Annotated in this window: 7 protein-coding genes; all 7 read right to left on the minus strand. The window is 61.1% G+C overall.

The window, feature by feature from the left end; all coding sequences use genetic code 11:
* Nucleotides 1-384: 384 nt before the first annotated feature.
* On the minus strand, nt 385-1,203 hold the full coding sequence (locus ACFVTE_RS23810) for an HpcH/HpaI aldolase/citrate lyase family protein (RefSeq protein WP_387105068.1): 819 nt from the start codon (nt 1,201-1,203) through the stop codon (nt 385-387).
* 154 nt (nt 1,204-1,357) lie between these two features.
* The gene (locus ACFVTE_RS23815) at nt 1,358-2,410 is read right to left on the minus strand and encodes a cytochrome b/b6 domain-containing protein (protein WP_387105070.1); all 1,053 of its coding nucleotides are present in this window, start codon (nt 2,408-2,410) and stop codon (nt 1,358-1,360) included.
* A 629-nt stretch (nt 2,411-3,039) separates the two neighbouring features.
* Nucleotides 3,040-4,023, minus strand: a complete 984-nt coding sequence (locus ACFVTE_RS23820) for an electron transfer flavoprotein subunit alpha/FixB family protein (RefSeq protein WP_387105073.1) — start codon at nt 4,021-4,023, stop codon at nt 3,040-3,042.
* An 11-nt stretch (nt 4,024-4,034) separates the two neighbouring features.
* Nucleotides 4,035-4,811, minus strand: a complete 777-nt coding sequence (locus ACFVTE_RS23825; protein ID WP_387105076.1) for an electron transfer flavoprotein subunit beta/FixA family protein — start codon at nt 4,809-4,811, stop codon at nt 4,035-4,037.
* Nucleotides 4,812-5,026: 215 nt separating this feature from the next.
* Nucleotides 5,027-6,004: an AraC family transcriptional regulator gene (locus ACFVTE_RS23830; protein ID WP_387105079.1), complete on the minus strand. Its 978-nt coding sequence runs from the start codon at nt 6,002-6,004 to the stop codon at nt 5,027-5,029.
* A 269-nt stretch (nt 6,005-6,273) separates the two neighbouring features.
* Complete coding sequence (locus ACFVTE_RS23835) at nt 6,274-6,981, minus strand: GntR family transcriptional regulator (protein WP_387105082.1); 708 nt, start codon at nt 6,979-6,981, stop codon at nt 6,274-6,276.
* A gap of 138 nt (nt 6,982-7,119) precedes the next feature.
* Nucleotides 7,120-8,475, minus strand: coding sequence for an MFS transporter (locus ACFVTE_RS23840; RefSeq protein ID WP_387105085.1), 1,356 nt, complete (start codon nt 8,473-8,475; stop codon nt 7,120-7,122).
* Between the last annotated feature and the right edge of the window lie 279 nt (nt 8,476-8,754).

The raw sequence follows: 8,754 nt of genomic DNA on the forward strand, positions 1-8,754 counted from the left end.
TCGCAGGCAGCAGGGGTAAGTATCATCACAGATTAAATATATTACATATGTGATTGATATCATAGCCCTTCTCGCGACCCGCAAGCTGCAACCGGGGACAGCAGAGGCCGCGGCTACGGCTGCGCGCCACACGGGCTTCGACCTTTGCGAAATGTCCGGCAGGGCAGCGCGTGGAGTCCAGAAGCCGGGGCTCTGGCCCGGTGGAGTGTCCCGGCCAGAGCCGGGGAACGTGCAGCAGATGCGTCCGCACGCGGCCCCGCGTCGACTCCGAGGAGAGTCTTCGATTACTGGTGTCGTCCATGCGCTGCAGTGTGCGTGCCGATGCACGGCCTAACACTGTCGGCCTCATCCCTAAAAGCACACGCACCGCGCCCTACAGTAGAATCAGTGGTTGCGCTGCGCGAGGATCCTCTTGGCACGGTCCCGCACAGGTTTGTCGACCATTTGGCCGTCAATCTGCGCGGCGCCAGCGTCTGAAGTGAGGACATTCTGAGCCCACACCAGCAGCTCATCCGAGGGCAGGAAACCGGCGTGTATTGGTTCAACCTGCGCCGGATGGATGCAGAGCTGCGCAGTGAGCCCAAGCGACCTAAGCCTCCGGGCACCCGTCTCAATGCCCTCTGGGTCCTGGATCGAAAGCGGCGGCGAAGCAATCGGAGCAGGTAAGCCGGCAAGGCGCGATTCGAGCACCAGTGTGGCATAGGCGTGGTCAATGGTTGCTGAGGCGATTTCGGCGTCCAGGTCAAACGAAAGGTCGACCGCACCCAGCGCAAGCCGGCTGAGCCCCGGGGTTCGGGCGATGGAACGAACTCGGCTCAAGCCAAGCGCGCTCTCCACCAAGGCCACAAGCTCGATCTCCTCCCCCAGGAGTTTGCGGATCCGCATCACCGATGCAGGGTCCTCTACCTTGGGGAGCACAACACCTGACAGACCGGCCCTTGCCACCTCGGGAAGGGCCGCCAGAGCAGCGAGATCGCGCTCGAACAAGAAGGAATCGTCGGCGTTGATCCGAACATGGACGGGAGCATCCATCCCGGCGCTCAGTGCCGCAATGAGTTGCTTTAAGGAGCTGTCCTTGTCCTCGGGCGCGACCGCGTCCTCAAGGTCGATGATGACACGGTCCGCGCCGGCGGCCAACGCCCTGCCGTAGCGTTCAGGGCGGGATGCCGGGACAAACAGATAGGAGATCGCTGACGAAAGCACGGTACTTCCTTACTTTTTGACGTGGCAAAGGCTTGCTGCTGGGCCGCAGCGGGGCACCACGGAGAATTTGCCTGCTGATGCGGTAAGGATCCCGTGCCTGACGCCAGGACGGCGTAGCACGGGATCCTTACCAGTTGAGTATCGCCCGGTGGGTCTACCGACTGCTGACTTGGCCGAACAGTTTGGCGATCGGCGCGAGAACAAGGGGTCTGGCCGCAAACCAGGCACCCGCGGTGACAGCGATCGCGGCAGCGAATAGCCAGAAACCTGTCCAGTTCACCACGTCCGTTCCGCCGAACATATGGTTCAGGTTGCGGAGCGCCCCGGTGGAGAGCACCAGGAACACGTGGATAAGGATAAACAGCACGAAAAACAGCATGGTCGGGAAGTGGATGGCGCGTGCTGCTTCAACCGGGTAGACCCTGTTCAGTGTCTTGGCGTTCTTTGGCCACAGTTCGCTCATCCGCACCCCCGTAAGCGCTGCAAGGGGTGCTGCGATGAACACGACGATGAAGTACATCAGCTGCTGCAGGCTGTTGTAGTTCACCCAGCCGTTCTCAACGGGCCATTCAAGCGTCATGTACTGCAGCAGGGCCGACAACGCGTTCGGGAATACCTCCCAGCTGGTCGGCACAATCCGCATCCAGTGGCCGCTGACAAACAGCAGCACCACGAAGATCAGGCCGTTGAGAAGCCAGAAGATGTCAAGGGACTGATGGAGCCACAGATTGATGCTGACCTTCTTGCCACCCCGCTTGGGTGTCCAAAAGGCCGGCGGCTTCTGCTGGGTACGCACCTGGTAGCCGGAACGGATGATGAGCACCATCAGGAAGATGTTCAGGAAGTGCGTCCACTGCGCCCACCACGGCACGCCCGGTCCCGCAGTCGCGGGCAGATGGTACTCGCCCGGGTATTTCGCCAGGAATTGCGGGACACCAGGGAGGGTCGTTACGCCACGAGCGGCGAGCACAAGCACTGCCGCACCGGCGACGGCTCCCACAGCGATCAGGGAAACAAGCTTGCCCCACTGGGCAAGGGTCCGCGAGCCGTGCAGCTTCGCCTCTCCCCTGGGCCGCGTGGGCTCCTTTTTTGCGGCCGCGGGTGCCTGTGCAGCCGAGGCGGCTGGGGCCGGTTTCGACACCAGCGCGGGCTGCGCGTCGAATGGGGGCCAAACCGGATCGATGGCTGCTGCAGCAATTGCCGCCACAGATGGGGCATCCTCTTCGCTGGTGACCTGGGCAGTCCCCTCAGCTAGGGGCTCGACGGCGGAACGCGCCGGTACTGCCTCAGCTTCAGATGTCTCGGTTGCTGATACTGGAGCAAATCCCGCGGGGGGCCAGGGCTCTCCACCGGCAACGCGCGGCAGCCCACGACGAAGCGCCGTTGTTTCCTGTGCCACCTGGCTCGGCTTGCCAAACGGCGCGGCCCCGGATCCACGCGCGGGAGTAGCCTCGCCCGCCCGGGCAGGAACGACGTCGACAGCTGAGGCTGCGGAAGAAGCGGTCGGTGGCGCCGCCACGGAAACCTCCCCTGCAGATGGCCAAGAGTCTTCGCCGGGAACACGCGGCAAGCCACGGCGAAGTTGCTGAGATCTGAAAGCATCTCCCATTGCCGCCGTCGGTTGCGCCGACACTTCAGCCGTCGCGGCTGGCGCAGTGGCGGGGGCAGCCGGAGCATGTGGGGCCGCCGCCGCTGACAAGGCCGGTTCCACGCTCGGCGTCGGGCCAGTGGTCCCGGAAAACACGGCGCCCGGCGCCTCCCCTGCGGGCGGCCAGAATTCACCGCCCACAACACGCGGCAGTCCGCGTCGTATTTTTCCAGAAAATGTGGCCATGACTATTTCTTCCGGCTCTCAAGCGCGCTAATCAGCTGTGGCACAACCTTGAAGACGTCACCGACGATGCCAAAGTCGGCGATATCAAAGATCGGCGAGTCGCCGTCCTTGTTGATCGCAACAATCGTCTTGGCTGTCTGCATGCCAGCACGATGCTGGATAGCACCAGAGATACCTAGGGCAACGTACAACTGTGGCGAGACGGAGACGCCCGTCTGGCCAACCTGGTGCGATTGCGGAATGTAGCCGGCATCCACTGCTGCGCGCGATGCGCCGACAGCAGCGCCTAGGGTATCCGCCAGCTGACCCACGAGCGCGAACTGCTCCTCTGAGCCAAGTCCACGGCCACCTGCAACGACCTTTGCGGCGCCGCGCAATTCTGGCCGCGATGATTCAGTCGCCTCTTCCTCGAAGGAATCGATCCGGGCGGCTGGCTTCTCCGACCATGCCACTTGCAGCGCCTCAGACACCAAGCTCTGTGATGTAGCTCGTGCATCGATCGCCCCTTGGCGGACGGTAACCACGGGCGCTCCGAACGTAGGCGCAGACGTAACGTTGAAAGCACCGCCGTAAACGGAATGATGGGCCACTACGCCCTGCTCATCGCGTGCCACGCCGACTGCGTCCGCCGAGATAGCCCTCCGCGAGCGGGCAGCATAACGACCGGCAAGATCCCGGCCGTCCAGTGAGTGCGAAATGAGAATCGCGTCTGGCTGCACCCTATCGGCAGCGGCGGCCAGCGCATCCACTCCCTGGACGCCAAGCACTGCAGTGTCTGAAAGATCGGCGACCAGCACCCTTACGGCCCCTAGGTCGGCGGCCTCCTTTGCCAGACGATCGCCACCATTTGGCGGCGCGAGCACCAACGCAACCGGGGTACCGATTGCGGCACCGGCGCCGAGCAGACCGGCGGCGGCCTTCTCGAGCCCTCCGGATGTCTGTGTATTTAGGACGACGAGGATCGCGTCACGAGGAAAATCAGCCATGTCGTTGCTCCTTACGCCAGTCGGTTCTCAATGAGAAAATCAGCGAGCTTCTGGCCTGCGTCGCCCTCATCGTTGATCTTTACCCCTGCCTCACGGGCGGGTTTCTCAGCCACTGTCAGCATGATCGAACGCGCCGCTTCCTGGTTGTCCGCCAAGATGCCGAGGTCTGCCAAAGTCAGGGCCTCGAGGGGCTTCTTCTTCGCGGCCATGATGCCCTTGAAATTCGGGAACCTGGCTCCAGGGAGCGCCTCGGTAATCGATATGACGGCAGGAAGGCTTGCATGTACCTTCTGCACCCCGCCTTCGACGGGCCTCGTGCCGGAAACCGCGGTAGCACTGATGTCCACAGAGCTGAGGCCAGTTGCATGGGGCACATCAAGCAATTCGGCAAGGATCGCTGGAATCATGCCGCCGGACCCATCAGTGGACACATTTCCGGTGATAACAAGATCAAAACCGGTGTGGCGAAGGGCGGCGGTGAGAGCGTCGGCGGTGAGTCCAAGATCGGCACCCCGGAGGGCTTCATCTGAAATATGGATACCGCTCCCCGCGCCCATGGCCAGGCCCTTGCGCACGGTCGCGGCTGCGCTCTCTGGTCCGAGGGACACAACAACGACTTCCGTGTCCGGGTTTCCATCAGCATACGAGAGGGCCAGTTCCAGTGCCCTCTCACCGATCTCGTCGATGACTGCCTCGCTGACTTCTCGGTCGGCGAGGCCTGTTTCAAGGTTCAGTTTTCGTTCCCCGTAGGTATCGGGGACTTCTTTAACAAGGACGACAATCTTCATCGATGGCTCCTCCGGAGCGGGCTTATGTCTATCGGTATCTTGCGGGGGCGCACCATCAGTCGGGTGAGCGACGAGCAGATGCTAGGCATTAAATATAAAATATTTGATAGGAGCTGGCAAGGGCCCATCCTCACAAGGGGTTTTGCCACGGGCTCGCCATGGCATCATCGTTGTCCGGACGGCCCCTCGGCAGAACTACTCGGACAGGACACGCTTCAGCTGCGTCGGCGCTGTAAATTCTCCGAAGGAAGAACGCCGAACCTTTCACGGTACTGAGAGGCGAAGCGGCCAGGGTGATAGAAGTGCCAGCGAGCGGCGATGTCCGACACCGAGCCGGTGCCCATCGACAGCTCCCTATGGACGCGGTCGAGCCGGACATTTCGTAGGTAGGTGATGGGCGACGCGCCCACTACATCACGAAAACCTGCCTGAAGCGCCCTGGCGCTGACGCCCGCCCTGGCGACTAGGTCGGCAGTTGTGATGTCTTCGGCGGCATGGAGATCGATATATTCCACCAGCTCGCGGATTTTGGATGGACCCGATTGCTCAGGCCTGCTGCAAAGCAACGGAGTGAATTGGTTGGGTACGGTCATGAGGATCTGGGTCATGACCGCCGACTCAAATTCCAAAGTAGCCGCGGGGAACGCGGCTATCCCGCCCTGGCGCGCCAGTTCGGCATAAAGGAAACTTGTGGTGGCAAGCAGTGCCCTGCCAGGGCCGGCGGTGAGATCAAAAGTCAGGTCAAAGCGGATCTCCTCATCAACGGCCTGGCCGATGAGCTTGCCGGCGTGCGCCTCAAGCCGGTCCTTGGGTAGATTGAGATGGTACTGGCGGGCATCTGCGCTCCACTTAATGAGGACAGGAGCGTTCGGCCCAAAAGCCACTCCAGCGCTTCCCGCACTGAAACTGCGACGAACGCCGTTCTGTTCCACGGTGCTCTCCCCGTCCACCGGAAGGTTGATGTGGTAGCACAAGAGCATGGGTGGACCGACAATGGTTGTCTCTGTGCCGTAGGCCATTCGCGCTGCAGAGAGTCGTGCCGTACTGGCGATATCGAGCCGGAAGTCCAGTTGGCCGGTCTTTCCGATGCTTAGCTCGTGACTCGCGAAGGCAGCGGAAACATGATCTTGCGCCGACTCCAGGTCAGAAGTCCGGAATTCGAGGTGCTGCAGAGTCTTAGTAGTGTGATGCATCTGCGCACGCTCCCAACTTGTCGATGCTGTCGTTACCGGTGCGGAGCCGGACAATATCGCCAAAAAGTCCTCTCCCTGATGGCGCTGTTTACTTGGCTGAGGTCTGTGCGCCCCAGGAAGCAATTCAACTCATGGCGCAACCGATGCAACTTGCACCGGTAACCGGACGGTCAGCGCGAGTGCCATGTACTACTGGACCTGGCCGGGTAGCGAGGAACCATCGAAAAATGACATGGGGCATGGGTCGCAGATTGTGGGAACGCACCGGGCTACTGCCCGCCGTCGGCGTCCTTCCAAATGCCGCGCTCTTCGAGCATCCTGATGACGATCTCTGCGCTCTCCGCGAGGTGTTTCTCGGTCAACCGGCTGGCTTGCTTAGCGTCGTGCCGTGAAACGGCCTCAAATATCTGTGCATGCGCGGGCGTGGAGGTCGCTACATGGGACTCAAGGGAGGCATAGAAGTGGTTTGGCAGGTGCTTGACCACGCCGCCCAGCAGCCGGGCCAAGCGGTCCGAGTGAGCTGCATGGTTGATGATGCGGTGAAACTCGTGACCGAGCCGGCCGATCTCGCCGATCTCTCCCCGTTCAATCGCCACGTCACACTGTGCCTGAACCTCGGCCAGCAGTGCGAGCTCTTCCTCCGTGATCTGCTTTGCTGCCCGTGCTGCCAACTCTCCCGCAAGCTTCCCCTGCGCCCAGAACAAGTCATGGACGTCCTGGCGGGTAAAAGGCGTTACCATGAATCCCCGCCGCGGAACTGCCGTCACGAATCCCTGGCTACTAAGCGCCAGGAGGCCTTCACGGACCGGAGTTATGCTGACGCCAATGGCTTCGGCGATCGGTTCCATCCGCAGGAACTGCCCGGGCCGGAGATTGCCAGACATAATTTGCTCGCGGACATAGCCGGCGACTTCGTCCGGCAGCTGCTGACGTCCCGCCGCTGGACGGGGAGCCGTAGGGACTGCCAGAGTACTCATCGTCGCCGCCTTAGAATAAAAGATAATTAGTAAACTCTATTATATAGCCCAGATACTTTAGCGCAATTGGGGGTATGGGCGGGTGCTCTCCCAACGCGCCCGCCCATACAAGCAGCCTTCGCCTGACGCTTCGCGTAACTACACCGGCGTGGTGCTTGGAACCATCTGAGGCGCCTCCGCGTCCCGCGTCTCCCTCCCATTGACATAGCGCTCGCGGAGGAAGCACGCGCTGACGAGGGCAACCACGTTAGATCCGGCCATAAACGCGGCGATCCAGTGCCACGTACCGCCCCCGCTGAGGATGCTCGCAGCAATCATCGGGGTGAAGGCACTGCCAACAAGTGAACCGATGTTGTAGCCGGTCCCCATCCCTGAGAAGCGCACGCTAGGAGGAAAGGCATGCGCGAAGGTAGCAGGAAGGCTCGCGTAATTGATACTGAAGGGTATAAACATGATCACGAAGCCGACCATCATCAAGGGGACATTCCGGGTGTTCATCAGCAGAAACCAGATCCATGCGCTGGCGCCCATTCCGACGAAGCTCCACAGCAGGTGACGACGACGGTTTGCGGTACGGTCGGCCCACCAACCGGCCAGAGGCATGGCGATGATCATAACGATATTGACGGCGATCACAGCGGTCAGGATTGCGCTCCGGTCCATCTTCAGTTGGCCCGTGGCGTATGTCAGGGAGAAGACGGTTGCGATGTAGTAGATGCCTCCGGCGCCCGGAATGGTCATGATCACCAAAAGTAAAGTCTTCCAGTGGTGACGCAGCAACTCGATCAGCGGCACCTTTGCCGCCTTGTTCTCTGCAGCCCGCACAGCGGCGGCCCGCTCGAAGTCCGGGCTCTCTTCAACCTTGGTGCGCAAGTACATGGTTACGGCAAAGAGCACTGAACTGGCAAGGAACGGAATGCGCCACCCCCAGGCCAGGAACTGGTCGTCAGGAAGGAACGACAATGCGAGGAGCAAAGCGTTGGCCAGTAGCGTGCCCCAGGCTAGGCCACTGGTGATAATTCCGGAAAAAAGACCCCGCAAGCCGGGGCGGACATGTTCCAGGGCGAGCAGGATGGAACCGCTATATTCGCCGCCGAGGGAGAATCCCTGAAGGAGACGGAGGACGACGAGTAGGAGCGGTGCCCAGATGCCGATCATGGAGAACGTAGGAAGCAGCCCGATCGCAACGGTCGATGACGCCATAAGTACGAGCGCGAACATAAGGGTCTTCTTCCGACCAAACTTGTCACCGAAATGGCCGAGGACAATCGATCCCAGTGGCCTTGAGATGAACGCGATGGCGAAGGTCGACAGTGATAGCAGGGTTCCTGCCGTGGCGCTGAAGCCTGGAAAGAAAAGGTCCTTGAAAACAAGGGCCGCTGCCAAGCCGTAGATTGAGAATTCGTAATACTCGATACTGTTGCCGAGCGTACCCGAAATTAGTGCGCGCTTAGCCTGCTGGCCTACGCGAGGATGCGCCGTTTCTATTGTCATGCGTCTCTTCTCCTTTGAATTGGCATGGTTCCCGTCGGGCGACCTGAATTGCAGGAGCCCCACAGAGCGTTGAACGTACATACATGTGCTGGACGGAACACATCCGCAGGGCGGCAAGCAGCCAATGGCTCCTGTAACTCCATCCGGAACGAGCGGAGAGACTCCGTCAGGCGTTGGCGGGGACGGCGTTGGTGTTGATGGCTTCTGCCAGAGCGATGACTCCCTCGGCGGTCTTCACGTGGGCGATGTCGATGTGCTGGCCTTCGAAGTCGACTGCCG

The sequence above is a fragment of the Arthrobacter sp. NPDC058097 genome (assembly GCF_042884885.1).
Classification (GTDB): domain Bacteria; phylum Actinomycetota; class Actinomycetes; order Actinomycetales; family Micrococcaceae; genus Arthrobacter.